This window comes from Microbacterium petrolearium (assembly GCF_054782875.1).
Genome location: NZ_BAAGRQ010000013.1, coordinates 57,094 through 82,949, shown reverse-complemented (window position 1 = coordinate 82,949; position 25,856 = coordinate 57,094). Strand labels below are relative to the sequence as shown.

General features: G+C 63.3%; 24 protein-coding genes, 1 tRNA gene and 1 pseudogene. 10 read left to right on the top strand and 16 right to left on the bottom strand.

What is annotated here, in order from left to right:
- Window positions 1-146 precede the first annotated feature (146 nt).
- A protein-coding gene (locus tag ACYVJ0_RS10920) for an IS3 family transposase (protein WP_460817806.1) occupies window positions 147-1,384 on the bottom strand; the annotation gives its coding sequence in 2 pieces (ribosomal slippage) (window positions 147-1,105 and window positions 1,105-1,384; 1,239 coding nt in all).
- A gap of 174 nt (window positions 1,385-1,558) precedes the next feature.
- On the opposite strand from ACYVJ0_RS10920, the gene ACYVJ0_RS10915 reads away from it, so the two are divergent.
- Entirely contained in the window at window positions 1,559-2,125 is a 567-nt protein-coding gene (locus ACYVJ0_RS10915; protein WP_460817804.1) for a hypothetical protein, read from the top strand.
- 49 nt (window positions 2,126-2,174) lie between these two features.
- Here the strand turns inward: ACYVJ0_RS10915 and ACYVJ0_RS10910 are convergent, their stop codons facing one another.
- The 8 genes from ACYVJ0_RS10910 to ACYVJ0_RS10875 form a co-directional block, all read right to left on the bottom strand.
- The gene (locus tag ACYVJ0_RS10910) at window positions 2,175-2,363 is read right to left on the bottom strand and encodes a KTSC domain-containing protein (protein WP_460817802.1); all 189 of its coding nucleotides are present in this window, start codon (window positions 2,361-2,363) and stop codon (window positions 2,175-2,177) included.
- Between the two features lie 26 nt (window positions 2,364-2,389).
- On the bottom strand, window positions 2,390-3,805 hold the full coding sequence (locus ACYVJ0_RS10905; RefSeq protein WP_460817800.1) for a DUF2130 domain-containing protein: 1,416 nt from the start codon (window positions 3,803-3,805) through the stop codon (window positions 2,390-2,392).
- A 2-nt stretch (window positions 3,806-3,807) separates the two neighbouring features.
- Window positions 3,808-5,688 carry an ATP-dependent nuclease gene (locus ACYVJ0_RS10900; protein WP_460817798.1) on the bottom strand — a complete coding sequence of 627 codons (1,881 nt, stop codon included), beginning with the start codon at window positions 5,686-5,688 and terminating at the stop codon, window positions 3,808-3,810.
- Window positions 5,688-8,690, bottom strand: a complete 3,003-nt coding sequence (locus ACYVJ0_RS10895) for a type I restriction endonuclease subunit R (protein WP_460817796.1) — start codon at window positions 8,688-8,690, stop codon at window positions 5,688-5,690. Before ACYVJ0_RS10895 ends, ACYVJ0_RS10900 begins: the two co-directional genes overlap by 1 nt.
- Before the next feature lie 35 nt (window positions 8,691-8,725).
- Window positions 8,726-9,793 (bottom strand): hypothetical protein, encoded by a 1,068-nt coding sequence (locus ACYVJ0_RS10890; protein WP_460817794.1) that lies wholly within the window; start codon window positions 9,791-9,793, stop codon window positions 8,726-8,728.
- Complete coding sequence (locus tag ACYVJ0_RS10885) at window positions 9,794-10,999, bottom strand: restriction endonuclease subunit S (RefSeq protein WP_460817792.1); 1,206 nt, start codon at window positions 10,997-10,999, stop codon at window positions 9,794-9,796.
- Complete coding sequence (locus ACYVJ0_RS10880) at window positions 10,996-12,564, bottom strand: type I restriction-modification system subunit M (protein WP_460817790.1); 1,569 nt, start codon at window positions 12,562-12,564, stop codon at window positions 10,996-10,998. The genes ACYVJ0_RS10885 and ACYVJ0_RS10880 overlap by 4 nt, the downstream gene beginning before the upstream one ends.
- Window positions 12,565-12,777: 213 nt before the next feature.
- Entirely contained in the window at window positions 12,778-13,749 is a 972-nt protein-coding gene (locus ACYVJ0_RS10875) for a hypothetical protein (RefSeq protein ID WP_460817788.1), read from the bottom strand.
- A 135-nt stretch (window positions 13,750-13,884) separates the two neighbouring features.
- Between ACYVJ0_RS10875 and ACYVJ0_RS10870 the strand changes: the two genes are divergently transcribed.
- The 9 genes and pseudogenes from ACYVJ0_RS10870 to ACYVJ0_RS10830 form a co-directional block, all read left to right on the top strand.
- Window positions 13,885-14,190 (top strand): hypothetical protein, encoded by a 306-nt coding sequence (locus ACYVJ0_RS10870; protein WP_460817786.1) that lies wholly within the window; start codon window positions 13,885-13,887, stop codon window positions 14,188-14,190.
- Window positions 14,190-14,477, top strand: a complete 288-nt coding sequence (locus ACYVJ0_RS10865) for a hypothetical protein (RefSeq protein WP_460817784.1) — start codon at window positions 14,190-14,192, stop codon at window positions 14,475-14,477. Before ACYVJ0_RS10870 ends, ACYVJ0_RS10865 begins: the two co-directional genes overlap by 1 nt.
- A 230-nt stretch (window positions 14,478-14,707) precedes the next feature.
- A complete protein-coding gene (locus ACYVJ0_RS10860; RefSeq protein WP_460817782.1) occupies window positions 14,708-15,355 on the top strand; it encodes an MT-A70 family methyltransferase in 648 nt (215 codons plus the stop codon).
- Between the two features lie 12 nt (window positions 15,356-15,367).
- Window positions 15,368-15,568 carry a hypothetical protein gene (locus ACYVJ0_RS10855; protein ID WP_188588086.1) on the top strand — a complete coding sequence of 67 codons (201 nt, stop codon included), beginning with the start codon at window positions 15,368-15,370 and terminating at the stop codon, window positions 15,566-15,568.
- 22 nt (window positions 15,569-15,590) lie between these two features.
- On the top strand, window positions 15,591-15,788 hold the full coding sequence (locus ACYVJ0_RS10850; RefSeq protein ID WP_188588084.1) for a hypothetical protein: 198 nt from the start codon (window positions 15,591-15,593) through the stop codon (window positions 15,786-15,788).
- Window positions 15,778-17,907 (top strand): type IV secretory system conjugative DNA transfer family protein, encoded by a 2,130-nt coding sequence (locus ACYVJ0_RS10845; protein ID WP_460817779.1) that lies wholly within the window; start codon window positions 15,778-15,780, stop codon window positions 17,905-17,907. The genes ACYVJ0_RS10850 and ACYVJ0_RS10845 overlap by 11 nt, the downstream gene beginning before the upstream one ends.
- Before the next feature lie 157 nt (window positions 17,908-18,064).
- Complete coding sequence (locus tag ACYVJ0_RS10840; protein ID WP_460817777.1) at window positions 18,065-18,877, top strand: replication-relaxation family protein; 813 nt, start codon at window positions 18,065-18,067, stop codon at window positions 18,875-18,877.
- Window positions 18,867-19,298: a hypothetical protein gene (locus tag ACYVJ0_RS10835; protein ID WP_460817775.1), complete on the top strand. Its 432-nt coding sequence runs from the start codon at window positions 18,867-18,869 to the stop codon at window positions 19,296-19,298. Before ACYVJ0_RS10840 ends, ACYVJ0_RS10835 begins: the two co-directional genes overlap by 11 nt.
- Window positions 19,282-20,454: pseudogene (locus ACYVJ0_RS10830) on the top strand (recombinase family protein); the annotation flags it as partial. The gene ACYVJ0_RS10835 and the pseudogene ACYVJ0_RS10830, both read left to right, overlap by 17 nt.
- 688 nt (window positions 20,455-21,142) lie before the next feature.
- On the opposite strand, the gene ACYVJ0_RS10825 reads toward ACYVJ0_RS10830, so the two are convergent.
- The 7 genes from ACYVJ0_RS10825 to proB all read right to left on the bottom strand — a co-directional run bounded on the left by ACYVJ0_RS10825 (window position 21,143) and on the right by proB (window position 25,851).
- Window positions 21,143-21,218 (bottom strand) — tRNA-Ala (locus tag ACYVJ0_RS10825).
- 71 nt (window positions 21,219-21,289) lie between these two features.
- Window positions 21,290-21,652, bottom strand: a complete 363-nt coding sequence (rsfS, locus tag ACYVJ0_RS10820) for a ribosome silencing factor (protein WP_449854205.1) — start codon at window positions 21,650-21,652, stop codon at window positions 21,290-21,292.
- Between the two features lie 23 nt (window positions 21,653-21,675).
- Complete coding sequence (locus ACYVJ0_RS10815; RefSeq protein ID WP_460817774.1) at window positions 21,676-22,875, bottom strand: hypothetical protein; 1,200 nt, start codon at window positions 22,873-22,875, stop codon at window positions 21,676-21,678.
- Window positions 22,872-23,471: a nicotinate-nucleotide adenylyltransferase gene (nadD, locus tag ACYVJ0_RS10810; protein ID WP_449854199.1), complete on the bottom strand. Its 600-nt coding sequence runs from the start codon at window positions 23,469-23,471 to the stop codon at window positions 22,872-22,874. Before nadD ends, ACYVJ0_RS10815 begins: the two co-directional genes overlap by 4 nt.
- 10 nt (window positions 23,472-23,481) lie before the next feature.
- Window positions 23,482-23,682, bottom strand: a complete 201-nt coding sequence (locus ACYVJ0_RS10805) for a hypothetical protein (protein WP_460817772.1) — start codon at window positions 23,680-23,682, stop codon at window positions 23,482-23,484.
- A gap of 40 nt (window positions 23,683-23,722) precedes the next feature.
- Window positions 23,723-25,033, bottom strand: coding sequence for a glutamate-5-semialdehyde dehydrogenase (locus ACYVJ0_RS10800; protein WP_460817770.1), 1,311 nt, complete (start codon window positions 25,031-25,033; stop codon window positions 23,723-23,725).
- Window positions 25,030-25,851, bottom strand: coding sequence for a glutamate 5-kinase (gene proB, locus ACYVJ0_RS10795; RefSeq protein WP_460817768.1), 822 nt, complete (start codon window positions 25,849-25,851; stop codon window positions 25,030-25,032). Before proB ends, ACYVJ0_RS10800 begins: the two co-directional genes overlap by 4 nt.
- Window positions 25,852-25,856 lie beyond the last annotated feature (5 nt).

The following is a 25,856-nucleotide window of genomic DNA, read 5'->3' as shown; positions in this document are numbered from 1 at the left end:
CTGCACGACGAGCTGGACCGCGTCGGCCTTGAACTCCTCAGTGAACTTCCTGCGATTCGTAGACATCTCTGCCTGTCGTTCCTTCCTGGTAACGACCGTCTACAAGAAGTGTCACACCCCAGAATGAATCGGCCTGACTTTCGTTCCTATCGGGAGGCTTGTCCAGCAGGTGCCGGCTGGCCTGATTCTTGGTCAGCGTAGTACGCCTCCTCAACCTCTGCCGGGGTGCGCATGTCGAGCTCGCCGTGGAGGCGGGAGTTGTTCCACCACCACACCCACTCGAGAGTCGCCAGCTCGACCTGCTCAACCGTTCGCCAGGGGCCGCGCTGACGGATCAGCTCGGTCTTGTAGAGGTTGTTCACGGCCGCCGCCATCGCGTTATCGAACGAGTCGCCAACGGTCCCGGTCGAGGGGACGGCGCCGAGTTCGACGATCCTCTCGGTGTAGACCATCGCGGTGTAATTCGACCCATGATCCGCGTGATGAATGAGTCCGTCGAGACGCCCGCCAACGTTCCAGGCGGCCATGTCGAGGGCCTGCAACGGCAGAATCTCCGAGCGCAGCGTCGCCGCGACGTTCCACCCGACGATGCGCCTCGAATAGACGTCGGTGACGAACGCGACGTAGGCGAAACCACTCCAGGTCGCGACGTAGGTGACGTCGCAGACCCAGAGCCGCCGGGGCGCCGGCGCGGTGAAGCGGCGGTTCACGAGATCACTCGGCAGCACGGTCGTCTTGTCGGGGCGGGTCGTGAACACCCGCTTCGACTTACGGACGCCACGCACCCCAGCGAGCCGCATGAGGCGTTCGGTCTGGTCGCGGCCGACCTGCCACCCCTGCCGACGCATCAGCGCGTGCATCTTCCGCCGCCCGTAGACGCCGTAGTTCTCCGCATGCAGCCGGGCCACCTCTGGGACGAGAAGCTCGTCCTTCAGCTGCCGGGCAGACGGGGCGCGGCCGACGGCGGCGCGATAGCCGCGGGAGGTGAGGAACCCCTGCACTGCCGGGCGCAACACTCGGCAGATGAGCTCGACCCCGAAACGATCCCGATGTTCATCGATGAACCGGATCATCTCGGTCAGGGGCGGTCGAGCTCCTTCGCGAAAAACACGCTCGCAGCCTTGAGGATCTCATTGGCCCTGCGCAGCTCCGCGTTCTCCTTCTGCAGTCGCTTGATCGCCGCCGCCGCATCCGTCGTCAACCCGGGCTTCACCCCGGCGTCGACCTCGTAGCGGCGCTGCCACAACCGCAGCGTCTCCGGGCTCATCCCCAGCAGCCCGGCGACATGCCGGACCGCGCTCATCATCGTCGGATGCGACGGCCGCGTCTCCGCGAGCATCCGCAACGCCCGCTCACGCATCTCCGGCGAGTACTTCCTGTTCATCGTGTTCCATCCTTACTTGAAGAACGGAACGAAAGTCAGGCCGATTCATACACTAGCGCCCGCGGAGGCCTCGACCAGATCACCGACATCCACACCGATCTCGGCGACCTCTACAGCAAGTGCGAACCTTCTGAACGCCGCATCCTGAACCGTGCCCTGTTCAAGCAGATCATCGTGGACGAGGACGAGAACACCACGTTTGTCCCGGTAGAGCCTGCCGCCAGCGTCCTCGCGTCCGGCAGCAGCAGCACCGCAGACGATCCCGGCCCGAACACGAAACTGCCCCGCCATCAGACGGGGCAGGTTTCGATTTTCTCAACTTACGTGGGACTGTTCTCCTCGCATGCAAACGAACTGCGGAAGGCACACCAGCACCTGTCAACCGAGCGAGCCCGCGAGCTTCCGCAGGCGACCAGCCGTCGCAAGCGCACGACGCAGCCGCGGCTCTCGGACGAGAAGATCGGCCAGATCGTCAGCGCCTACGAGACGGGGAAAACGGTCTACGAACTTGCTGCCGAGTACGGCTGCCATCGCGTCACGATCAGCGCAATCTTGAAGCGTCGGGGAGTTGCGCTGCGCCGCATGCCGCCAAGCGATGAGCAAGTGACCGAGATGATTCGTCTTTACGAAACTGGCCTCTCTCTCACACAAGTAGGTGAGCACCTCGGTTTCAGCGCGACCACCGTGCTGCACCGAATTCGTGCGGCGGGGAGAACGACTCGCAACTCGACCCAGCGATGAAGATTAACTGGCCTCACCCCCAGTACCCCCACAGGATGAGTACTGCAGCTCAGCTGGCGACCTTGCGTACTGAGTACCCAGCCTTCTTGACGTTGACGTCCAAGTAACGGCCAACGCTCGGGGCAACCAATAGCCCTTCGTAGACGGAGACCGGAACACCGAGGTACTGATAGAGGCCGCCCTTGATAAACGCGACCTCCAGCGTCTTCGTCTCCGGGTCGTAGCCGACCTCGGCCACGTTGCTACTGACTACTGGCACTCGGTTCATTCATCGACTCCTTCGTCGTTCTTTGACACTTCTAGCTCTGCGAACTTGGCCGCCATCGTCGGATTGCGCCTGGTCAGCTTCTTGATAGTCACATCCTGAGCTTTATCATTCGCGAGTCGCAGATTGCGCTCTGAGCCCAGGAGCGCTTCCTTCGCTTTTTGGAGCCGATCTATGGATTTGTCAATCTCGTCGATGGCGGAGTGAAACCGTCGTGCGGCTAGTTCGTAGTTCTTGCCAAACGCAGCTTTGAAAGCGTCGAGTTCATTCTCGAAGTTCGTGATATCGATGTTCTGCGCCTTCACCAGTGCGAGCTCGTTCTTGTAGGCGAGCGCGTTGAGTGCTGCATCACGCAGCAGAGTAATCATCTGGATGAAGAACTGGGGACGGATTACATACATCTTCGGGTAGCGATACGAGACGTCCACAATCCCCGTGTTGTAAAGATCGCTCTCCGGTTCCAGAAGGGAAACGAGGATCCCATACTCGCACCCCTTCTCCGTGCGATCCTTATCGAGCTCTTTGAGGAAGTCCTCGTTCTTCTTCTTGGTGGCGGTGGTGTCGCTCTCGTTCTTCATCTCGAACATGATCGATACGACCTCGGTACCCGACTCGTCGTAGTCGCGGAAGATGAAGTCTCCCTTACTCCCCGTGCGCGCGTCGTTATCTTTCTCGAAGTAGGCGCGGGGGAAGGCCGTGGCACGGATACGGTTGAACTCGATCTCGCAGTGCTGCTCGAGTGTTTCGCCGACCATCTTGGTCGACAGCTTGGCCTTCATATCTCGCAGCCGCTCGATCGCGTCATCGCGGTCCTTGATCTGGGTCTCGTACTTGTCTCTGAGGGACTTCTCCGCGAGCTGCTTCTCCAGTTCGGCTTTCTCGAGACCGCTCCTGAAGTCGTCGCGCTCCTTCTCTACGGCACTCACTGCTTCGGTGATCGCCAGCTTCTGAGAAACTTCGATGCGCTCGAGCTTGGCCTTTAACTCCTGAATCTCGGCGTCTTTCGCCGAGGCCGTCTTCTGCAGTTCTGCGACGAGCTTTGCTTCAGTGAGCTCGACGGCAGATTGCTTCTCTTGTTTGGCCTTCTCCAGCTCTCCGGCGAGCGAATCGCGCTCCTTCTCGACAGCCGCGAGCGCCTCCTTCACGGCGAGCTGCTGCTGAACGTCACCGGCGTCGAGCTGGGCCTTTAGAGCCTGAATCTCAGTGTCTTTGGCAGAGGCTGCCCTCTGCAGCTCTGCCGCAGCCTTCGCTTCAGCCAACTCCAGCGCCTTCTGCTTGTCCTGGTTGGCGAGTTCGAGACGCTCGTGGAGCTGCTTCTCGAACTCATTGTCGCGCACCTGCTTGACGATTTCGGCATACCCAGCCTCATCGATGGTGAACGTCTTCCCGCAATGTGGACACTTAATCTCATGCATGATCAACCCTCCATTGCTTTCGTCAAGATATCGGTGAGCATCGAGGGAACTGAACCGGCCGCCTCGAGCGTTGCTGCCCGATAGGCAAGCTGGTTCTTCGACAGGCTGATGCCCGAAGCCGCCTCGACTGCTTCGCACGCCGTCACCCATTCGGGCCAGGCAGCTCCGAGGAATGCTTCGAGATGATCATCGAAGATCGCAACATTGTCGGCAACGACTGCCGTCGGGAAGTCCTCCTCCGTGCGCCCGAAGTATTTGAGGGCAGAGCGGTTGGCAGCGGCATGGCCAGCCCGCTCCTCATCGATCTTGTCTTGCTCCTTATCATTCGCCTGAGCGCGCGCTTCGAACCCGCCGTCAGCGTCAAAGAGCGCGTAGGTGGGAATCCCAAGGGCGGTCAAGATGGCATGCACCAGCGGGATCGACTGCTTTCCGCCAACCGGCACGATTGACAAGCCAGCAGCTTCCAAGGAACTCACTCGTTCTCGGTCGCCGACGCCATAGAACACTGCGGACTCCGTGGCACCTTCGACAAGAAGAACCCGGTGAGCGAACAGCGCAACCGAGAGCTGATTCGTCACGATGCCGTCGAGCTGGCGATCAACGACCGACTCCTTGACGACTCCCGCGAGCTTTGCCTTCACGTCCGCGATGTTTGCGGAGTGCACAGTGACGACCGGAGTGTCATCGGTTGACCGCGTGAGGCGGCGTACCTGGTCGAAATGGCGCGCCTCCAGGAAGTACGGACTGTGGGTGGCGTAACTCACCTGAATCCGCTTATCAGCGTCCTCCGCTAAGGAGCGCAGCACCTTCGCGAAGGTCTGAGCCTGGATCGGGTGCTGGAAGAGCTCCGGCTCCTCGATCGCCAAGCAAATGACGCCCTCCGTCGACGCCGCACCAGACTGCGCCAGCAACTGCAAGGCAGAGATCAGCAGGGTGCGTTGGAAGCCATGCCCCTGACGCTCGACGGCAGTCTCCGTCTCGCCGTCCAAGATCGACACACCAAACGTCGTCCGCGGAGCCTTGAGTTCCACTTCCGCGGGTGTGACCGAGACTGCTCGCCCCGGCGCGTACGACGTCACGACCTCGTTGAGCTGCTCCGTCATCACTTCGAGTTGCGCCTTGAACTTGTCCTCGTAGACCTGTTGCTGTCGAACTCGGGCATCCTCAACGATCGTCGCGATCTCCTCGTCGGCCGCAGTGCGGTCAACAGAACGCTCGAGGATGCGTCCGATGACGCTCGCCTTTCCGTCGAGCGACTCTTCGCTGGCGCGAAGATCAGCAGTGACAAGCACAAAGTCGAACAGTCCGCTCATCTTGCCACCACTGTTGAAGCCGAAGAAGTTGGTCTGCAGCGCCTCTGGGGCCTCAACCAATTGCGCGGTGTTCGCTGCTTCCCAGGCTGTGATCGCTTGATCCACCGCCGTCCCCGTCGTCGCCGCGGGAAGCCCCAGATCCGAACGGTTTCGACGGAGCTCTGCGTAGAGTTCCTTTTTCGCAGCGGCGCTCGTTGCAGCCTTGATGTCATTGAACTCGGGTAAGCCCTTTGCATTCGCCGAGAAGACCTCCACGCCGCTGGGGAGACGCTGCTTCCAGGCGGTGAAGGTGTCGGCCTCGGCTGGAGCGTACTTGCCCAACGCCTCACGGTCTTTCTCGGTCAAATCGTGGAAGGTTACCTGCACCTCGATGTCTTCATCGGTCGCTCCGAACGAGCAGTCCGTCTCGCTCAACGACCCGGGTTTGCCGTTGAAGTACCAGTCGAGAGCACGGAGCACTGTTGATTTGCCGGTGCCGTTCGGCCCGATGAAGGTAGTGACATTATCGAAGGCGATCGTTACATCCTTCAGCGACCGAAAGTTACGAATACGAACCGACTGAATTTTCACTACTCGCTCCCACCCGAACTCAAGCCGAAAAACCGCTCGAAGAAGGCGCCGAGCTTCTGAATGACGCGTTGCTTCTTTTCGCCGTGGCCACCGTCAGCGGAGAACCTCGAAGCTGGCGGTAGCACCTTCGTGATCGCGGTGCCGCTGGTGCGGATCTGTCCGTCGCGGAAGGCGGTCTCGACGAAGACGCGGGTCTCGTCTGCGCGGAGATTCTCGTCGGCGATGATCGTCTCGAGCTCCGCCTCGCGCTTGGCTGCGATAAATGCTCGCCATTCCTGGTCGATTTCGCCGTCCACGGAGAGTGAGTCAACGAAGTCTTCGATGAGGTCTTTCTTGTTGCGCAGGGTCGGGCTGGCGTCCACGGCGCGTGAGATCTCGGCGCGGATCTCCTTGTCGTCGCCGTCGCCTCGTTCGTCGCGGTACTTCTGCACGAGCATGAGGATGTAGTCGACGTTGATCTCGACCTGTTTGATCAGCTCGATCTCGAAGACGACGTCGTCGTTGATCTGCTCCTTGTCGGCGTCCTTGTCCTTGCGGAACTCCGCATACAGGTCGAGGTAGACGCTGCGGTAGTCCTGACCCTGCCGGTCCGTAAGCAGTGCAGAGCCGTCGAACTCGTCGAACGAGGTGAGGATGTTCTGCAGGCGGAGGATCGCACCGAACAGCTGGATGAACTCCTTCTGCGCGGCCTCGCCGATGATCGGCTCGCCGAGTGGGAAGGTGCTCAGCAGCTCGGTGACCTTCTCGGCGTAGTCGTTGTAGTACTCGCTGTACGGCTTGAGAAGCACCACACCGCGAGCGTCCTTGTTGCCGAACAGTGCGATCGCGTCGTTGGTCTCTTCTTCAAGGTCGCGGAAGCTGACGATGTTGCCATACGTCTTCACGGAGTTGAGGATGCGGTTCGTGCGCGAGTACGCCTGGATCAGCCCGTGCGCGCGCAGGTTCTTGTCGACGAACAGCGTGTTCATCGTGGTCGCGTCGAAGCCGGTGAGGAACATGTTCACAACGATGACGAGATCGATCTCGCGGGTCTTGAGCCTCAGCGAGAGGTCCTTGTAGTAGTTCTGGAACCGGTCGGCGGAGGTGTCAAACGACGTGCCGAACATGTCGTTGTAGTCCTGGATCGCATCCTCAAGGAACGACCGCGCATCCATGCTCAGCGCACCGGTGTCGAAGCCCTCTTCATCGAGCGCGCCATCTTCGACAGCATCGTTCGCTCCGTAGGAGTAGATCAGACCGACCTTCAACCGCTTATCGGATGGCAAGCCTTCTTGCTGGATCTGGAAGTGGTTGTAGTACGTGCGGGCGGCCTCGATAGATGCGGTCGCGAACAGCGCGTTGAAACCACGCACCCGGCGCTCCCCGAGCGTGTAGTGCTCAGCACGCTTGGTCTTCTGGTCAAAGTGCTCGAGCGTGTACTTCACGATCTGACTGATCCGCTCCGGGGCCAGGAGCGCCTTCTCGGTGTCGATCGCCGAGACCTGCTTGTCGATGACGTTGCCGACCTTGACCGTGTTGACGTAGTCAATCCGGAAGGGCAGCACGTTCTTGTCCGTGATCGCATCGACGATCGTGTAGGTGTGCAGCTTCTCGCCGAACGCCTGCTCGGTGGTCTTCAGTTGCGGGTTCCCGCCGCTGCCGGAGTTTGCCGCGAAGATCGGGGTGCCAGTGAAACCGAAGAGGTTGTAGCGCTTGAACGCCTTCGTGATTGCGGTGTGCATGTCGCCGAACTGCGACCGGTGACACTCGTCGAAGATGATCACGACATGCCCGTCGTAGATCGCATGCCCCTTGTTCGCTGCGATAAAGGTCGAGAGCTTCTGGATCGTCGTGATAATGATCCGCGCACCCGGGTCTTCGAGCTGCTTCTTGAGCACCGCGGTCGAGGTGTTGGAGTTCGCCGCGCCCTTCTCGAACCGGTCGTACTCGCGCATCGTCTGGTAGTCGAGGTCTTTGCGGTCAACGACGAACAGCACTTTGTCGACGCTCGGGAGCTTCGACGCGAGCTGCGCGGCCTTGAACGAGGTCAGGGTCTTACCGGATCCGGTGGTGTGCCACACGTATCCACCCGCGGCAACAGTGCCGAGGGTCTTGTAGTTCGTGGAGATATCGACTTTCTGCAGAATCCGCTCGGTCGCCACGATCTGGTACGGACGCATCACCAGCAGCATCCGGTCAGCCGTGAGCACGCAGTACTTCGTCAGAATGTTCAGCAGCGCATGCTTGGCGAAAAACGTCTTCGCAAACGCCGAGAGATCTTGGATCGGCTTGTTCTGTGCATCCGCCCACCACGACGTGAACTCGAAACTGTTCGAGGTCTTCCGCACCCGCGTCGACCCGGCCGCCTCACTCAAGTGCTGGCGACGAGTGGTGTTCGAGTAGTACTTCGTGAGCGTGCCGTTGCTGATCACGAACAACTGCACGTACTCGAAGAGTCCAGAGCCTGCCCAGAAACTGTCGCGCTGGTAGCGGTCGATCTGGTTGAACGCCTCTCGGATGTCAACGCCGCGACGCTTCAACTCGATGTGCACCATCGGCAGGCCGTTGACGAGTACCGTCACGTCATAACGATTCGAGCGAGCAGAGCCACCGCTGCCCTGGTCGATCTCGTACTGGTTAATCACCTGCAGCCGGTTGTTGTGAATGTTCTGCTTATCGATCAGCAGGATGTTCTTCACCGAACCGTCATCACGCTTCAACAGCTGAACGTGATCCTCCTGGATACGCACCGTCTTCTCAACAATGCCATCGTTCGCGCCAGCGATCCGCTCCGAAAAGAACTGCTCCCACTCCGTGTCAGAGAACAACACCGAGTTCAGAGCTTCAAGCTGGGTGCGCAGATTCGCGACCAGCTGCGCCTCTGACGTGATCGGCAGATACTCGTACGCCTGCGACTTAAGCAGTCGGATCAGCTCACGCTCAAGCTCCGCCTCCGACTGATACGACCCAGCACCAGCCACGTCAGGAATGTACTCAGCAACAACCGTGCTCTCAGACGACACAGCAATCGGATCATACTTACGGGGAGTAGCGTCACTCATGCCGCTGCCGCCCATCTGTACGTCTTCAGAAACTCCTGAAACTCGTTCGTGAAGGCTTGCTTGTACTCTGCCGCTACCTCCGAGGTATCGATATCACCAAATCGGTCATGGCTATATAGATTGAGGACTTTCGTCAGCAGGGCCGCATCAGGTCCTCTCAGCAGAGCTCCCCAACCGCCTGTGTAGCCAAGGAAATTGGCGGTCTTCTCGAGCAGTGCTCGGAACTGGTTGAAATGGCTTCGCTCCACCTCATTCGCGGAGATCGCCCTTTGGATATCCTCGATAATCCCCAGGTGGTAGCTGAAAGGCGAGTCGTGCGATTGCCTTCTCAGTGACCATCCCTCAGCTGGATGATACTGAAGAACGTAGGCTTGGTTCTTCTTCCGGCGGAGCGCATTGAACAGAACGTTAAAGAAAAGAGCGTGGTGGGTGGCGATAACGAACTTCAAGTCGATCGCTGACGCTCGTTTAATAAGTTCCGACAGCGCGAGCGCCACTGATACAATTCGCGCATCGTCCATAGACGACACGGGGTCGTCGATGACCGCAAGAGTTAGCTGATCGTAGTCAGTCGTAGAACGTAGTTCGAGGCTGTCGCGAAGCGTCTCGATCGCTTCACTCAAGACAGAGTAATAGACACTCCAGACAAATATGCTCTCCTCAGCTCGAGATATCTTGATGCCGTCCGCTGAATCATCATCACCCTTGTGTATGCCAAAGCTAATCTCGCCGCTTTCGAAGTCGAGCTTTGGCTCAATTCTGCCGTTCGTAAAAGCTTGAAAGTTGTCGATGATCGCACTATCAAGACCTTGAGTCACGATAGTTTCTAGTAGCTCTGACGTCGGGTTCATCTTGAGTACAACTCGCTCGTTATCCCAGGTGAACACGTCCTCAACAAACGAGTTGTAAAGAACCACCCCCTCCGGATCTCGCTCCTTAAGGTGCTGGGCCAGCCGAGTCTTCCCGATCGTGTTCGGAGCGTAGATCAGGGCGCTACGTGAATCGCCAAGGTCCTGTAATACCTCGTCGGCCAAGGTCGCGACTGTCACATGATGGCTCGTCATTTAGGCAGCCTCCGTGAACGTCAGCAGCTTGTCACGGTAGTACTCATACTGCTTACGCCGCGCAGCAAGCTCAGCAGGAAGTCCGACGCTGAGATCATTGACGAGCGCATCGAACTTGTCGAGAAGACCGGCCACTTTGCGCTGCGTGTCGAGGTCGGGAAGTGGAATGAGGACTTTCTCTGCCTCAGTCTTACGGATTGATGGCACTGCACCCGAGTCGTTCGCCAGGCGGCTCAGGTCGAACGTCTGCATCCAGTGGTAGAGAAACCTCGAGCTCACCCGCTCGGTAGGCACAAGACCCATCACGTTGTTGTCATAGGCAGAAGGAACGGAAAGCACTCGCTTCTTATTCGTCGCGACAGCCGCGCCAATCTTAGGAAAGATGACAGTCCCCGCGGGTGCAGGGCGCACTCCCAACTTCTTCGCCACTTCGGCAGATACGTAATGGTTGGCAATGCTCATTACCGTCTCGTTCCCGAGCAGATTCATGTCACTAACCTTGTAGAAGGGGTACTCACCCTCTTCTTGACCTTGGTGCGCATTAGGGAATCCCCAGCCGCTGCGGACCTCAGCAACATCACCAAGCGCTACGCGTGGGACCGAGTTGTCAAACGACATCGCAAGTTGACGATAGTGCTCATACTGCCGTCGTCGGGCTTCCAGCTCCGCTTCCAGCTCCGCTTCCAGCTCCGCTTCCAGCTGAGTGAACTGATCCAATACTCGCACGATCTCCCGCTGCACCTCGAGAGGCGGCACGGGGATTCGTAACGTGTCAGTGTCGCGGACTCCAAGTTGCGGGAGCTTCACCGACGTCGCTCTAGCAAGATCCTGGAGTTCACCAACCTTTGTCAGCAAGTAGTAATAAACAAACTTCTGATCGATGGACGGGTCGGTTAGCGTGTAGGACCAGAGCTCCGCCTTATGGGTGAACGGGCGTTCGTAAAACGTGAATCCAATGTGTCCGCGCGACTTCACGATGATGCTTGGATCGCGAATGATGTCTTTGGCCGGGACAGCGTCTTCCGCAACGTCAGCGATAGTGTGGCCGCCAGCGAAAATACGGACGGGCCCGTTCTCCGATCGGATCGTCTTCATCTTGCTGGCCGTCATTGCCGTGCCCGAGTTTCTGCGCCCCAGACTGGCAAGCGCGCGGTATTTCACACCATCCGGAGCAAGTTCCGCGATCAGTTCGTCGATGCGGCTCACTTCGTCCCCTCCAGGTCGGCGACGATCTCGTCGATGGAGGCGCGGAGTTCTTGCTGGCGGGCGACGATGCGCGAGATCTCGGCGTTCAGTTCCGTGATGTCGATGACTTCGCGGGTGTCTTCTTGCTCGACGTAGGAGGACACGGCGATGTTGTAGTCGTTGGCGGCGATGTCTTCGTTCGACACGAGTGCGGCTACGTGGTCGACGCTTTCGCGGGTGGTGAAGGTGTCGAGGATGTGCTGCTGGTTGGCTTCGGTGAGCTTGTTTTTGTTGCCGGTGCGTTTGAATTCGGCGGATGCGTCGATGAAGAGCACGGAGTTGTCGGTCTTGGATTTCTTGAGCACGATGATGCAGGTCGCGATCGTGGTGCCGAAGAACAGGTCCGGCGGCAGCTGGATCACGGCGTCGACATAGTTGTTGTCGATGAGGTACTTGCGGATCTTCCGTTCCGCGCCGCCTCGGTAGAGCACGCCGGGGAACTCGACGATCGCCGCGGTGCCGTTCACGGCGAGCCAGGACAGGATGTGCATCGTGAACGCGAGATCAGCTTTGGACTTCGGTGCGAGCACACCGGCTGGTGCGAAGCGCGGGTCGTTGATCAACAGCGGGTTCGCGTCACCATCCCACTTGATCGAGTAGGGCGGGTTGGAGACGATCGCCTCGAACGGTTCGTCGTCCCAGTGCGCGGGGTCGATGAGGGTGTCTCCGTGCGCGATGTTGAACTTCTCGTAGTTCACGTCGTGCAGGAACATGTTGATCCTGGCGAGGTTGTAGGTGGTCAGGTTGATCTCCTGACCGTAGAATCCCTGGCGCACGTTCTCTTTGCCGAGCACCTTCGCGAACTTCAACAGCAGCGATCCGGAACCGACAGCAGGGTCGTAGACCTTGTTCACCTGGGTCTTGCCGACCACGGTGATGCGGGCAAGCAGTTCGGAGACCTCCTGCGGCGTGTAGTACTCGCCACCGGACTTGCCCGCGCTGGAGGCATACATCTGCATCAAATACTCGTAGGCGTCACCGAAGAGGTCGATGGAGTTGTCCTCGAAGTTCCCCAGCGGCAGGTCACCAATCGCATCGAGCAGCTTCACCAGCTTCTCGTTCCGCTTCGCGACGGTGTTGCCGAGCTTGGAACTGTTCACGTCGAGGTCGTCGAACAAGCCTTTGAGGTCGTCCTCGGCGTCGGTGCCGACAGCGGAGCCTTCAATGTTCTTGAAGACCCGCGCAAGGGTCTCGTTGAGGTTCGCGTCGTTCGCGGCACGCCTTCGGACGTTCTGGAACAGCTCGGACGGGAGGATGTAGAAGCCCTTCTCCTCCACGGTCTCTTTGCGTCCGAACTCGGCTTGTGCGTCGCCGAGCTGGGCGTAGTCGAAGCTCGGGTCGCCTGCTTCGCGTTCGCTCTTGTTGATGTAGGCGGTGAGGTTCTCGGAGATGAACCGGTAGAACAGCATTCCGAGCACGTAGGACTTGAAGTCCCAGCCGTCGACAGAGCCGCGCAGATCGTTCGCGATGCGCCAGATGGTCTTGTGTAGTTCGGCGCGCTGTCCTTCTTTGGTGGTCGGTGCCATGTGGTTCGTCTCCTGCGCCTGGGGCGCGTCTTAAGTTGTCGTTGAGGGTCATCTCTTACCGTAGCGCCGGGCACTGACATCGGTCGGGTGCCATGCGCGGCATGAGCCTGAGGGGCGATGCAGCCGGGAGCATGTGTCGCGTCGACCGGGCGCTGCGATCTACCTGTGATTATCTCATGACCGGCGGTTTTCGAGAAGACCCTGCGGCCTCGGTCAGGCGTCCCAGTTCCAGGCGAAGCCGTTGAAGAGGCCGCCGTGGACGTCGCGCAGGGTGAGGGTCGCGGTGCCGCGGGCGTCGAGCTGGACGCGGTTGTATTCGTTGGCGGCGTGCGGGCGGGCGAACGGGCTGGCTCCCTCGAACTTCCAGATGCTGGCGGGCTGGTCCCCGATGAACCCGACACGGAGCGTGAACAGCAGTGACCGGTGGTGGAGCGCGCGGCTGGCGAGAGTCACTGGCTCCGGTTCGCTGCCGTCTTCGGGTGGGGTGATGCGGAAGCGCAGGTCGTAGCGTGTTCGGTCTTGCATCGGCTCGGTCGCCGTGCGGGCGGTGTTGAGGTGCCAGAAGTGGTCGTTCCAGCCCGCGCCGTCGATCGGGCGGGTGTTGACCTTGAAGTCGCCCTTGTTGCTCGGGGTCACGATGCCGGGATAGGAGCGGCCGATGGTGACGTAGTCGAGTTCGCCTGCCATGTTCGCGAACCGGTAGTGCTCGTAGGTGGCTTGCCAGCGTCTGTTCTCGACGACGATGAGGGTGCTGGTCTCTTCGTAGATGATGCCGCCGTGCATCTCGGGCACGTCGAGCACGAGCGGGGCCTGCGCGTAGCGGCCAGTGACGAGACGGGAGTGCAACGCCTTGAGCGCCGCGGTCTCCCGCGTGCGAACGGTGTCGACTTTCCGTCCGATCTTGCCGCCGTGGATCTGTCGCCGTTGCATCAGCTTGGGCACCTGGTGTGTGTCGGGGCTGAGCGCGAACACGTCGAGCAGCAGGTCTGCTTGCTCGCCGGGCAGGGTGTGGATCGCGGAGATGAAGCGGTGCCGGAGGCGTTCGAAGCTGTCCTCGAGGGAGCCGCGGAGGAGTTCGTCGACGATCCCAGCCTGGGCGAGGCGACGTTGGACGAAGCCCTCGCGCTTGGTCAACCAGGCGAGCTGCTGGTGAAGGGTGGCGACATCGTCTTCATCGAGTCTCACGCCATCACCTCCGCCTCGCGTCCGTGTTCGCTTCCAACTTTATTCCGAGTTTCAGAGTGCCCTCGGGCGGGTTTCTACGGTCAAAGTGTCCCGGAAAATCCGGGGCTGTTCTCTTCAACCGGAAGGACATGCAACATGTCGAGCAATCAGGTGGTGCCGCTGTTCGGTGGGCACACGACCCAGCAGGGGCAGAAGATCACGGGAAGCCTCGTGCGCCAGACCAAGCGTGAAGTGGAGCAGGTTGCTGCGTCCACGGAGATCGCGGCGGTGCGGGAGCAGGGGCACGCGTTCCTGGCGTCGCAGGCGATGACGAATGTCGCGACGCTGGTGGCGCAGGCGGAGGCGCAGATGAAGGTTGCTCCTGCAGGGGCGCAGTTCTATGAAGCGATCATCGCCGGATACGCCATCGGCGCGGGCCAGCGTATCGCTCGGGGGCTGTAATGGAGGCGGTCGCCGCGATCGCGACGGTCGCGGGAGTCGTTCTCCTTGTCGCAATTACCGCCTTGGTTGTGTGGTGCGTGTCCGAAGCGTTGTGGGACGAGTACGAGGCGTGGCAGGAGCGTCGTCGTGCACGGGTTGAGGCGGAGCTGGACGCGAAGTCCGAGCAGCTCCGGCAGACGATCCTGTCCCTCGCCGATGATCTCGCGGCCGAGCGTGATGAGGTATCCAAGGCGTTGACGCGAGCGATGTTTCTGACGACCGGGCGCACCGATCTCCCTCGCTCGTAGCCCATCAGTAGGCGTACATCGTTGCCTATTTCACAACGACGGCTTTCACCGCACCGCCCGCCGTGGCTTACCTCGGTCACTGCTGTGTCGGATCGAGGGGCGGAGCGCTGCGGTGTTGTCTTCACGGTTCGGTCGCCGGGGTGCGTAATGGGCGCTGACACCGCCCAGCTCGACTGCTGCTGGCGGGCCGATCCATCAAATTCTTACCTCTTGAAAGGAGGAGTCTGCGTATGAGCATTCATATCAATCACAACCTGCCGGACAAGACGCCGCTGCCGGGGACATTCCGTGCGGCGCTGTGCGATCCGCCGTGGTCGCTGCAGCAGAAAGGCGACCTCGGCGCGGTCAATCACTACGACCTCATGACCGATGAGCGCATCCTCGGGATGGGCGAGGCCATGCAGGAGATCATGGCGGAGAACTCGTTCTGCTTCCTGTGGGTCACCACCGCCACCGTTCCCCTGGGCATCAAGGTCCTCGAAGCGTGGGGCTACAGGTACACGAGCTTCTACTTCTGGGCCAAGCCCCGTCTCATGCTCGGCAACACGTTCCGCAACTCCGGGGAACTGCTGCTCCTCGGCATACGTGGGAAGGGCACGAAAGTCGCGTTCAAAGGTCAGCCGAACTGGGGCATGCACGCCCTGCAGGCCCACAGCCGCAAACCCGAGGAAATCCACCTCATCGTCGAACGACTCGTCGGCGGAGACGGGCCATTCCTCGAACTGTTCGCTCGTCGTCCCGCACCGTCGAGCAAGCACTGGGACATCTGGGGAAACGAGTGCGACGCCACGATCTCGCTCGCGAAATGGGGATACCCCGTACCTGCCGACCACCAACCCAACCACGCCCCGGCAGCGGCGGCGGAGATTCAGGAATGAGGGGCGTGAAACATGCCGGACGATACCGGGCCGCGCTCGCTCGCGGAGAAGTTCTGGAGGACCTGCCTGTTGCTGTTCGGCGGCGTGATCCTGCTCGTCCTCACAATCGAGCTGATCAAGAGCATCTGGTGGATCCTCGCCCTGATCGCTCTCACGGTCGTCATCGTCGGTGGGCTGCTGTGGTGGTGGCGACGCCGGAACACCTGGCTCTGAGCTCTCGGACAGGAGGTCAACGATGAACCGCAAGAAGAACCGGGCCGGTGGGCGCCACCGTCTCACCCCGATCTGGAAGGACAAGGTCGACCGGGAAGGCCTGGCCAGGGTTCTGCTGCTGCTCGCGATGCATCTTGACGAAACCCGTCGGGCGGCTCATACACGGAAGCAGAATTCGGCACCAACGGCCGAGCAGAAAGGGGGCGGGCATGACGAGTAACACTAAACACGAGGAGTGGGAGTGGCAAGAACTCACGTGGCCCGACACGCTCACCCCCGCCGCGGTCCACGCGACACTGGAACACCTGGCCGCCTCGTCCACGCTCGGCCCGATCGTGCTCGAGGCCCGTGCAACGAAGACGGGGCTGCGGTGGCTGATCGCGGCCAAGCCGACCCGCATCGACACGGTACTTGACGCGCTCCGCGCACACCTCACGGTCCGCGCGCACACTCCCCGCCGACACCGACACGAGGTGCAGCATGCGGTCGACCTGCGCGTCACCGGCACCGACCTCAGCCTCGAAGCGCCCAAGATCACCGCAAGTATTCGTGGCCTCTACGGGGCACTGTCGCGCCTCCACGGCGAGGAAGAAGTCGTCCTGCAGGTCCTGCTCGGTCGCCGCCACACGCCGCCCGTACGCGCCACAGAATCGCTTGGTACGTGGCTCCGTGTGCTTGCTGTCCCGCCACGAACTGGCACGACGTCGAAACGGCGTGACGGTCAGCACGGCTTCTCTCTCAGCCTGCGCGTCGGCGTCACCGGAGCAGCCGCTCCGCGGGCGAGGCAGCTTGTCGGTGACGTGATCGGCGCGTTTCGCGTCCTCGAATCCGCCACCAGCCGCATCAGCGCCGTGACCGGTTCAGTGACGCACCTCAACCGGGCCGCATGCCCGTGGCGATGGCCGCTCACGTTGACCAGCGGGGAAGTCATCGGCTTGACCGGCTGGCCGATCGGCGAACCGCCACTGCCACTACTCGGGACACTCCACCCACGCCAGCTCCCACCGCCCGAAACACTTGTGCAAACGGACCGGATTATCGGCACTGCCAGCGCACCGGGGCATAGCGAGAAGATCGGCATCCCGATCCGGGACGCCGCGTTCCATACTCATCTGCTCGGGCCGACCGGCTCGGCCAAGTCGACTGTGATGCTGGGCCTCATCGCCGCCGACATCACAGCGGGGCGCGGTGTGCTGGTCCTTGATCCGAAGGGAGACCTTGCTGATCGCGTTCTCGCACATGTTCCCCACAACCGAGAACATGACGTCGTTGTCATCGACCCGACGAACGCCGCCCCGGTCGGGTTCAACCCGCTCTCCGGTCATCGACGCCAGGCCTCGGTTACGGCCGACACGTTGCTGGTGACCTTCGAAGCGGTCTTTGCGAAGCACTGGGGTATCCGCTCCGCGGACATTTTCACGGCGGTGTTCAACACGCTCGCACAGATCGACGGCGCGAACCTGCTCTGGGTAGCCCCGCTGCTCACGAACCCCGCGTTCCGCCGCAAGGTACTGAAGCATATCGACGATCCGGTCGGGCTCGGAGGGTTCTGGGAGCAGTACGAGGCGAAGTCACCTGCGCAGCAGGCCGAAGAGATCGGGCCGGTGCTGAACAAGCTCCGCCAACTGATCCTGCGACCTGGGTTGCGGGCGATGCTCGGGCAGAGCGATCCCCGCTTCGACCTCACCGACCTGTTCAGCAAGCGACGCATCGTCATCGTGAATCTCAACAAGGGCCTGCTCGGCGCTGACGCCGCAAGACTGCTCGGCACGCTCCTCATTGGGCAACTGTGGACCAAGATCCTCGCCAGGCAACGTGACGGCCTCCAACACCGGCACATCGTCAGCATCTACATCGACGAGATCCATGACTTCCTCGCAGGCATCCCTGGTGACCTTTCCGACGCCCTCGCCCAGGCACGCTCCCTCGGCGCGGCGTTCACCGTCGCGAACCAGTACCTGAAGCAGTTCACCCCGGCCATGCAAGCCTCGGTCGAGACCAACACGCGCAGCAAGATCTACTTCGGCCTCGGCGGCACCGATGCGGCCACCATCGCCAAGCACGCCACCGATCTCGATGCCCAGGATCTTCTGCTGCTGCCGAAATACCACGCGTACGCGAACGTCATGCAGCACGGCCAAGCCACCGGCTGGATCAGCATCGCTACCGCTCCGCCACCGGCGGGTGTCAGCGACCCAGCAGCCATCTACGCCGCCGCACACGAACGCTACGGCGTCGCCGCCACCATCACCGAGCAAGAGATCCGCGACCTCATCGCCCCGACCACACCGGACTTCACTGACGCCGACGACGGCCCAGTGGGAAGGAGCCGACGATGAATGGCCGTCTTCGATCGAGACGCATCGGGAGACGTATCACCGCGCCCAGCAGACACGGGCTTGCCGGACGTCGCGGGGCAGAACCACGGCGGCAGGACGTGACTGACCCGGTCATACCAGGTCACCCGGCCGTCCCAATCGGCGGAGGACTCCAGTCATGACCGCTTCACTTGACCATCCGATCTATCAGGAGCTTCTCGCGCATCTGCTCGAGCTGCGGTTCGCGACGACGGAGCAGCTCGCCAGACTCACGAGGGAACACTATGGCAGCTTCCGGTCTGCACGACGGCAGACGATGCGGCACCTGTCCAAGCTTGAACACCACGGCCACGTGCTGCGCTTGGAGCGTCGTGTCGGTGGATGGCAGCGCGGCTCTACGCCATCTATCTGGGCGCTCACCACCACCGGCTACCGGCATGCCACCGGACACAGCGGCACGAGACAGCGACCGAACCTCATCTCCACGACGTTCCTGGAACACCTCCTGGCGATCGCCGAGACCCGAGTCATCGCATACGAGACCGTCCAGCGGTTCCCGAGCGCGGAGCTACGGGTCGAGACCGAGCCCTCGTGCTGGAGGAACTACCTCGGGCCGCACGGTGAACGCCTCACACTGCGACCCGATCTCCTGATGAGCGTGACCACTCCCGAATATCTGGATCGCTACTTCATCGAGGTCGACCGCGCCACGGAGAACCCCGCCCGGGTGATCGCGAAATGCTGGCAGTACGTGCGCTACCGCCGCAGCGGAGCAGAGCAGCGATCCAGCGGCGCGTTCCCCGCAGTGCTGTGGATCGTCCCGACGACGAAACGCCAGGCGCAACTGCGTGCACACCTCGAGGCCGCCGAGCTCCCACAGGACATGTTCGCCGTACTCATCCTCGATGAACTGCCCGGGATCATCCGAGACGGCCCGCCTCTCACGAAACAGAACAACACCAGGAAGGAGGACACTACCCATGGAAACTGAACACAATTTTTACCCAGGCGCTGACGCCGAAAACAGAACAACCTCACCAACGACCCCCGAGCGGCGCACGCCGCCCGCACCGGCCACTCGGCAGGAAGCCCGCGAGCTGGAACGGCTCCGCCTTGAACACGGCACAGCGTTCGAGGTCTACCTCGACCACGTCTGGAACGGCATCGAGACCATCACCGACATGGAGGCGGACTTCAGCAACCTGCACTGGGCGTCGTATGAACGCATCGAGCAGTTCGTCGACGACTTCATTGAAAGCCTCGGCTGGGCCGACGCCCGCGACCACGCCCTCCGCGAATGGGCGATCCCGAACGACATCCTCGTCTTCGACCGCGCGGCGTTCCTCGAGCAGTTGTGCGGCGACTTCGAGTTCCACGAGCGAGGAGGCGAAGTGCATGTTTTCATCAAATAGCCCTGACCCCGGAACGCATCAGCGTCCTGTGGAAAACCCTGACCAGGTGGCTGATTTCGCACTGGACTCACACGGGCAAGAGAGCGTCAATGGAAACATGACCACAACTCCATACACCGCCAGCCCGCTCACCGCCGCCGACCCGTTTGCGGCGCTCACCCAGAGCTTCACCCCGAAGCGAGCCGTGTCCTACTTGCGCGTTTCGACCCGTGAGCAGGCCGAACGCGGTGGCAGGGAGGAAGGCTTCTCGATCCCCGCTCAACGCGACGCGAACAAGAAGAAGGCTCAAGCCGTCGGCGCGATGGTCGTCAAAGAGTTCGTCGAACGGGGTGTCTCCGGCACCTCCACCAACCGGCCCGCACTGCAAGAGATGCTGCGCTACTTGGAAGCCGAGCAGGGCAACATCGACTATGTCATCGTGCACAAGCTCGACCGTCTCGCACGCAACCGCGCCGACGACGTCACTCTCAATCAGCGCTTCAACGAACTCGGCATCCGGCTCGTCTCCACCAGCGAGAACATCGACCAGACCCCCGGCGGCATCCTCCTCCACGGCATCATGAGTTCGATCGCCGAGTTCTACTCCCGTAACCTCGCCAACGAAGTCATCAAGGGCATGAGCGAGAAGGTCAAGAACGGCGGCTCCGTCAGCCGTGCACCGATCGGCTACCTCAACACCCGCACCATCGAGAACGGCCGCGAGAACCGTACCGTCACCGTCGACGACACCCGCGCACCACTGGTCACCTGGGCGTTCAACGCCTACGCCACCGGTGAGCACTCCGTGCGCACCCTCACCAAGGAACTCGTCCGGCGAGGCCTGACAACAGTGCCCACCGCGCGGCTGGCAGAGAAGCCGGTCGAGATCCGTCACGTCCACTCGATGCTCACCAACATCTACTACACCGGCATCACCACGTTCAAAGGCGTCGAGTACCCCGGCAGCCACACCCCGCTCATCGACCGCGAAACCTTCGAAAAAGTCCAGACGATCCTGAAAGAGAAGATCAACGGGGAACGGTCAATCAAGCACGACCACTACCTCAAATCCACGATGTACTGCGGGCACTGCGGCTTCCGCATGGTCGTCCAGGTCGTGAAGAACAGACACGGTGAGACCTACCCGTACTACTCCTGCCTCGGACGACACTCCAAGCGCACCAACTGCACCCTCCGCTCCATCCAGATCGAGCACGCCGAAGACCTCATCCAGGACCTCTACGACCGCATCAGCCTCACACCCGACTTCCGCCGCGATCTCGAAGCACTCCTCCGGCACGGACTGAAGCAGCTTCGCACCGACACCGACCTTGAACGAGAACAACTCGAGGCCACGAAGCAGACCATCGAGCGTCGCCAACGCAAGCTCCTCGAAGCCCACTACAACGACGCGATCCCCATCGACATGCTCCGCACCGAGCAGAAACGCCTCGACACCGAACTGGCCGCCACCAACCGCAGCCTCAGCAACCTCACCGCCGATATCGCCGAAGCCGACGAACTCATCAGCATCGCACTCGACATCGCCCAGCACGCCGGAAACACCTACCGGCAAGCCCCCGAGCACATCCGCCGCATGTTCAACCAGCTCCTCTTCGACAAACTCCTCGTCACCACCGACGACAACGGCCAGCACCATGTCGAGGCAACCTCCCGGGCACCATTCGACGTCATCTACAGCTCAGCTAGCCGGGCACTCGTCTACGATGCACGACGCGAACAGCCCACCGGCAACCCTGACAGCACGGGGAAAACGAAAGAGCCCGCCGAAACCGGCGGGCTCTCCCTGGACACAATGCCCGATAATCTCATTGCTCTTGTCGAGGGTTCGAGTAAGAGCATCATGGTGGACCTGAGGGGACTCGAACCCCTGACCCCCTGCATGCCATGCAGGTGCGCTACCAGCTGCGCCACAGGCCCGGATGTCGTCCGGTAGAAGCCCCGGACAACTCATTCAGCTTACAACACGCGTCGCGCGTCGAGAAATCGACTCACTCCCCGGGCGTGCCGAGCGCGGGGCGCTCCGGCAGCGTGATCGGAACGACCGGGCAGTCCTTCCACAGTCGCTCGAGCGCGTAGAACGCGCGCTCCTCCTGGTGGAAGACGTGCACGACGAGATCGCCGAAGTCCAGCAGGATCCAGCGCGACTCCTGGCGCCCCTCGCGGCGCAGGCGCTTGTGGCCGGCCTCGTGGAGCTTGTCCTCGATCTCGTCGGCGATCGCGGCGACGTTGCGCTCGTTGCGCCCGGTGACGATGAGGAAGACGTCGACGAGCGGGAGCGGCTCGGACACGTCGAGCGCGACGAGATCCTCCCCGCCCTTCGCATCGGCCGCCTCGGCGGCCAGCTGCAGCATCTGGTGGGACGTGGGGGTGGAACTCAACCGAAGACTCCTGTCGAGATTGCGTAGATGATGACGCCGACCAGGGCGACGCCCAGGACGCCGGCCGTGATGCCGAGCGTCAGCATCAGGCCGTGGTTCTTCTCGGGGGCGGGCGGGCGGATGACGTCTCCGGGCGCCTTGGACGTGCTGACGGCGGCGCTCGCGGCGATCGGCGTGGGCGAGGAGTGCATGGGGATCTCGCCGTCGAGAAGGGTCGCGTCGACGTCCTTGCCGTCGGTCGTCCCGGCGGCGGCGCCGCGGGACGAGAGGCCGCTGGGCAGCACGTGCGAGCTCGTGAAGAGCAGCTCGCCCGTGGCGGTGATCGGGGCGCTGAGCGATGCCGTGCCCGGCATGTCGTGCAGGATCAGCGAGGTGCCGGTGGCGGTCGACCCGCCGGCGTCGAGGGACCGCTGGAACGCCTCGGCGAACACCTCATCGGCGTCGGCCACGGCGGCCTGCTCGGGAGCGGGCGCCACGGTCTTCGTCTCGCGGCGGCGGCTCGCCTCCCGCTCGGCGGCCTCGCGCTCGAGCCGCTGGCGCTCCTCGGCCTGCTGGAACACCGCGGCTCCGAAGGCGGCACCCACCTTCGGCCCCTCATCCTTCGGCTCGGCCTCGGCGGCGGGCCGGGCGGGCCCGCCCGTCGACCGGGCCGGTTCGGGAGCCGGGCGCTCCGCCGGACCCGCGTCCCGCGCCTGGTCGCCGGACGTGCGCACGGCGTCGGCGAAGCCGGCGGGCAGCTCCACCACCGAGGGCTGGCCGGGCAGCGCCGGCGGCTGTCCGCTCGGCGCGGGGGTCGTCGGCTCCGGCACCGCGATCGAGTTGGTGCGCAGGATGCGCGCCTGACGCCGCGTCAGGGGCCGGCCCTGACCGGAGGCCGCGGCATCCGCGTCGGCGGGCGCCGACGGGACATCCTCGCCCGCGTCGCTCTCCGCCCGATCCGCTGCAGGGTCGTCCTGCGGCTCGACAGGCGGCCGCGCCGCGGCGGGCTGGGGCGCGGGGGGCTGCGGCGCGGAGGTCGGCTTGGCCCGCTGGTCCGCGTCGTCGTGCGTCGGCTCCGGCGCAACGGGCTTCTCGTCGGCGTCGGCGGGCTGGCCCTGCTGCACGGGAGGCGCGCCGGGCACGACCACGGGCAGCTGACCCGTCATGCGCAGCTCTTTCAGCTGGCGACGGGTGAGGGGACGCTCCGGGGTGCTCATTCGCTGCTCCGATACAGGTGATGCTTCGCGATGTACTGCACGACGCCATCGGGAACGAGATACCACACGGGAAAGCCGCGTCGCACGCGGTCTCGGCAGTCGGTCGACGAGATGGCGAGGGCGGGGATCTCGAGACGACTCACGTCGTCGGTCGGCAGGCCCTCGGTGTCGAGCACGTGGCCCGGGCGCGAGACGGCGACGAAGTGGGCGAGATCCCACAGTTCATCATGGTCTCTCCAGCTGAGAATCTGCGCCACGGCATCGGCGCCCGTGATGAAGTAGAGCTCGGCGTCCGGTCGCTCCGCCTTCAGATCCCGCAGCGTGTCGACCGTGTAGGTGGGGCCCTGGCGATCCACGTCCACCCGGCTCACGGTGAAGCTCGGGTTCGAGGCAGTGGCGATCACCGTCATCTCGTACCGGGCCTGCGCCGGCGAGACGGCGCCCTTGTGCGACGGCTGACCGGTGGGCACGAACACCACCTCGTCGAGCCCGAACGACTGCGCCACCTCGCTCGCGGCGACGAGGTGACCGTGGTGGATGGGATCGAACGTGCCGCCCATCACCCCGATCCGCGGCGCGCGGGTCTGCTCCGTCACCGCATCCGGCCTAGTGGCCGTGTCCCTCGTGCGAGGCGGCACGCGCGACCTTGTCGGCGTGGCGGTTGGCGACGTTGCGGAACGAGAACGTCACGAGACCCAGCGCGGCGAACACGACGGCGGCGACGATGCCGTACGGAAGGGTCTCCAGCGCGACGTTTCCGTGTTCTTCGGTCTCGGCGAGGACCGCGAGCGCGGCGGCGATGTTCATCCTGACTCCGTTTCGGTGCGTGGTCTCCCTAGCCTACCGCTCAGGCGCGCACCTGCCCGGCACCGCGCACCAGCCACTTGGTGCTCGTCAGCTCGGCCAGGCCCATGGGTCCGCGGGCGTGCAGCTTCTGCGTCGAGATGCCCAGCTCGGCGCCGAAGCCGAACTCGCCGCCGTCGCTGAAGCGCGTCGACGCGTTGGCCATGACGACCGCGGAGTCCACCTCGCGCAGGAAGCGCTCGGCGTTGCGCTGATCGGTCGTGATGATCGACTCCGTGTGGCCCGTCGAGTACGCGCGGATGTGATCCATGGCGTCGTCGAGCGAGTCGACGACGCGGATCGCGATCTCGAGGGCGAGGTACTCGGTGGCCCAGTCCTCCTCCGTGGCCGGCACGACGCCGTCGGCCAGGCGCTGCACCGTCTCGTCGCCGTGGATCGTGACGCCCTGCTCCCGCAGCGCGCCCGCGACGACCGGGACGAGCCGCTCGGCGGCGGCGCGCAGCACGAGCACGGTCTCGACGGCGTTGCACACGCTGGGCCGCTGCACCTTGGCGTTCACGATGATGTCGCGCGCCCAGTCCTCCGGGGCCGACTCGTCCAGCACGATGTGCACGACGCCGGCGCCCGTCTCGATGACCGGCACGGTCGACTCGGTCACGACCGTCTCGATCAGGCCCGCGCTACCGCGCGGCACGAGCACGTCGACGAAGCCGCGGCCGTGCATGAGCGCCTTGGCGCCCTCGCGGCCGAAGTCGTCGACCGTCTGCACGGCATCGGGGGTGACTCCCCGCGCTTCGAGGGCGGCGCGCATCACGTCGATGAGCACGGTGTTGCTCTCGCGCGCGGCGCTGCCGCCGCGCAGGACGGCGGCGTTGCCGGAGCGCAGGGCGAGGGCCGCGATGTCGACGGTGACGTTGGGCCGCGCCTCGTAGATCGCGCCCACCACGCCGAACGGCACGCGCACCTCCTCGAGGGCCGCTCCGGCGGGCATGCGATGCCCGCGCACGACCTGGCCGATCGGATCGGGCAGCGCCGCGATCTCGCGCACCGCGGCCGCGAGCCCCGCGATCCGCTTCTCGTCGAGCCGGAGCCGATCGAGCAGTCCCGCGGCGAGCCCGTCGCGTTCGCCCCGCGCGAGGTCGTCGGCGTTCGCGCGCAGGATCCGCTCCTGCGCCGCGAGCAGGGCCTCGGCGATCGCGTGCAGCGCGGCGGTCTTCTCGTCGCTCGTCAGGCGGGCGGTGTGCCGCGCGGCGGACTTCGCGCGGATCAGCCGGTCCTGCGCCGTGTCGGCGGGCGCGGCGGTGTCGACGGACGCAGGGGTGCCGGCTGCGGCACCGGCGACGGTCTGGCTCATCGCGCCAGTGTATCCGCCCGTCCCGCCGATCCCGAGGGGTCGGCCGGCTCGAACCAGGTGCCCACGTCGTCGCCGGCGAGGGCCTCGGCGACCAGGTCGGCGCTGGTCACGAGCACGCCGATCCCGGCAGCGGCCGCGAGGCGCGCCGCCGATGCCTTGGTCGACGCTCCCCCGGTCCCGACGCTGTTGACGATCGTCGATCCGAACTCCACGTCGCCCAGGTCCTGGCCGAAGGCGATCGTGTCGATCCGCTCCGCCCCCGGCTCGCTCGGCGGGCGCGTGTACAGCGAGTCGACGTCGCTCAGCAGCACGAGCGCGTCGGCGCCGACGAGACGCGCCACGAGCGCGGCGAGCCGATCGTTGTCGCCGAAGCGGATCTCGTGCGTCGCCACCGTGTCGTTCTCGTTCACGATCGGCAGGATGCGCAGCCCCAGCAGCCGCTCGATGGCGCGGCGCGCGTTGCTGCGCGGCAGCGCGTCCTCCAGATCGCCCGCCGTCAGCAGCACCTGGCCCGCGACGATCCGGAAAGGGCGCAGCGCCTCCTGGTACCGGTACACGAGGATGTTCTGCCCGACGGCGGCGGCCGCCTGCTGCGTGGCGAGGTCGGTCGGGCGCGAGTCGAGGCCGAGGAACGGCATGCCCGTGGCGATCGCGCCGGAGGAGACGAGCAGGATCTCGGCGCCGCGGCCGTGCGCCTCGGCGAGGGCGTAGACGAGCTTCGGGATGCGCCACGACGACGTGCCGCTGATGGAGGACGACCCCACCTTCACGACGATCCGCCGCGCGGCGGCCAGATCCGCTCGCACCCTCGCGCTCACTCCGC

Excerpts from the sequence above, each read along its gene's own strand:
- ACYVJ0_RS10800 (WP_460817770.1), bottom strand. The coding sequence starts at position 25,033 with ATGAGCCAGACCGTCGCCGGTGCCGCAGCCGGCACCCCTGCGTCCGTC.
- ACYVJ0_RS10890 (WP_460817794.1), bottom strand. The coding sequence starts at position 9,793 with ATGACGAGCCATCATGTGACAGTCGCGACCTTGGCCGACGAGGTATTA.
- ACYVJ0_RS10845 (WP_460817779.1), top strand. The coding sequence starts at position 15,778 with ATGACGAGTAACACTAAACACGAGGAGTGGGAGTGGCAAGAACTCACG.
- rsfS (WP_449854205.1), bottom strand. The coding sequence starts at position 21,652 with ATGCTGCAGCTGGCCGCCGAGGCGGCCGATGCGAAGGGCGGGGAGGAT.
- ACYVJ0_RS10860 (WP_460817782.1), top strand. The coding sequence starts at position 14,708 with ATGAGCATTCATATCAATCACAACCTGCCGGACAAGACGCCGCTGCCG.
- ACYVJ0_RS10805 (WP_460817772.1), bottom strand. The coding sequence starts at position 23,682 with ATGAACATCGCCGCCGCGCTCGCGGTCCTCGCCGAGACCGAAGAACAC.
- ACYVJ0_RS10855 (WP_188588086.1), top strand. The coding sequence starts at position 15,368 with ATGCCGGACGATACCGGGCCGCGCTCGCTCGCGGAGAAGTTCTGGAGG.
- ACYVJ0_RS10865 (WP_460817784.1), top strand. The coding sequence starts at position 14,190 with ATGGAGGCGGTCGCCGCGATCGCGACGGTCGCGGGAGTCGTTCTCCTT.
- ACYVJ0_RS10880 (WP_460817790.1), bottom strand. The coding sequence starts at position 12,564 with ATGGCACCGACCACCAAAGAAGGACAGCGCGCCGAACTACACAAGACC.
- ACYVJ0_RS10835 (WP_460817775.1), top strand. The coding sequence starts at position 18,867 with ATGGAAACTGAACACAATTTTTACCCAGGCGCTGACGCCGAAAACAGA.
- ACYVJ0_RS10905 (WP_460817800.1), bottom strand. The coding sequence starts at position 3,805 with ATGCATGAGATTAAGTGTCCACATTGCGGGAAGACGTTCACCATCGAT.
- ACYVJ0_RS10870 (WP_460817786.1), top strand. The coding sequence starts at position 13,885 with ATGTCGAGCAATCAGGTGGTGCCGCTGTTCGGTGGGCACACGACCCAG.
- ACYVJ0_RS10815 (WP_460817774.1), bottom strand. The coding sequence starts at position 22,875 with ATGAGCACCCCGGAGCGTCCCCTCACCCGTCGCCAGCTGAAAGAGCTG.
- ACYVJ0_RS10840 (WP_460817777.1), top strand. The coding sequence starts at position 18,065 with ATGACCGCTTCACTTGACCATCCGATCTATCAGGAGCTTCTCGCGCAT.
- ACYVJ0_RS10850 (WP_188588084.1), top strand. The coding sequence starts at position 15,591 with ATGAACCGCAAGAAGAACCGGGCCGGTGGGCGCCACCGTCTCACCCCG.